Genomic DNA, 1553 nt, shown 5'->3' on the forward strand with positions numbered 1-1553 from the left:
AGACGCCCGCCGGGCCCGCCGCGCCGGTGACCGCGCCGACGACGCCGCGGGCCCTGCCCTGGCGGCCGCCCTTGGCCTTGGGCGGGTCGGGCGCGGCGAGTTGGCCGAGGGCCGCGCGGGCCTGGGAGATGCGGATCGCCTGCATCGTCATGTCGTGCCGCATCTCGGAGCGGCTCCACGCGCGCTCCGCGAGCTCCCACATGGTCACGAGGTGCACGGCGGGCGTGCCGGTGACCTCGGCGAGGGCGACGACGGCGCCCTTGGGGGCGAGCAGCCGCCCGTTCAGATAGCGCTCCCACGACGTCTTGCTGTAGCCGGTGCGGTCCGCCACGGCGGCGACACTGAGGCCGCTGCGGTCGACGAGCCCGCGCAGTTGGCTCGCGAACTCCCTGACCTGTGGGTCGAGATCGTCCGGCAGCGCTTTCCAACGAGGCATCGCTTCCCCTATCCCCCCGTGCGTGCTTGTCCCCCACGCATCGTGCTCCCCGGACCGGCGCCCCGCGGACCCCGAACGCTCCGGTTCTGGACTACCCAAGGAGATGCACCGGGCCAGGACGGCAGTTCCCAATTTAGGGGCGCACGGGAGCATTTGGGCCGGATACGCCCCGTCGTACGCTCCGCGGCCCCCGGCCGACGACCACCGATGTCCCCCCTGTTGTCCCCGCCGGAGCCCCCGCCGACGCCCTCACCCGTCGACGACTTCGTGACGTGGCCTGTGCGCGTACCGGCCCGGCGGGCTTGTCGATCAAGGTCGTCGCGCAGCCGTAGCGGGTCCGGAACAGCGTTGCGGAATGGTCACTTCCGTGCCACAGGGGACCGGCCGCCCTTGCTGCCGATGTGGCGCGTCCATGACGCTTAACGCACACGGTGAGCGCGCGTCCCGCTCCCGGTGAAGCGGCGGCGCCCGTCCTCCCACGGGGGAGAGGACGGGCGCCGTCCCGTTCGGTCACCCCGCCCTGCCTGCGGGTTCGGCGGCGGTCAGAGCGAGAAGCACTTCTCGGCCGCCGCGCCCGCGAGCGTCACGCACACTTTCGCGGTCCCGGGGTCCCGGCCGTCCAGGGCCGTCATGCGCGTGGCCAGATACCGACGGGTGTCCCCCGCGTTCTCGGCCCGTACCTCCTTGGCCTTCGCCCCCGGCAGCGTGAGCACCACCCGGTCCCCGGGCAGCAGTCCGGTCGCCCGCGCCCACACCGCCTCGCACGCCTTGCCGAGGCGCAGCTCGACGCGGCGCGCCGGCGCGTAGCCGCGGGTGGCGAGCGACACCACCTGCCCCGGGCCCCCGCAGCCCATCCGCTGCGGCTGCTCGCCCTCGCACGCCGCGCCGGTGCAGCGCGGCTCGTACGGCCCCGCCGTGGCCCCGGTCCGCACCTGGTCGTCCCCGCCGTCGCCGCCGGTGAGGGCGAGCCCGGCCGTCACACCGCCCACGGCCACCACCACGGCGGCGGTCCCCAGGGCCACCGTCGTCCAGCGGTGCCGGGCACCGCCCTCGTCCGGCCCGGCGGCAGGGCCCGGCGGGACCGGGCCGAGGTCCGTCACCGGGCCGTCGCCGGAGG

The 1553-nt window shown here is 75.7% G+C and carries 2 protein-coding genes; both read right to left on the bottom strand.

Features of this window, described 5'->3' with window-relative positions; all coding sequences use genetic code 11:
- Nucleotides 1-436 (bottom strand): helix-turn-helix domain-containing protein (locus IE330_RS38400; protein ID WP_229926238.1); only part of this gene is annotated, 436 nt, incomplete at its 3' end.
- A gap of 542 nt (nt 437-978) precedes the next feature.
- The coding region (locus tag IE330_RS39815) for a DUF2690 domain-containing protein (protein WP_268257395.1) at nt 979-1553 on the bottom strand (575 nt) is incomplete at its 5' end.

The sequence above is a fragment of the Streptomyces longispororuber genome (assembly GCF_014656095.1).
Taxonomy (GTDB): domain Bacteria; phylum Actinomycetota; class Actinomycetes; order Streptomycetales; family Streptomycetaceae; genus Streptomyces; species Streptomyces longispororuber.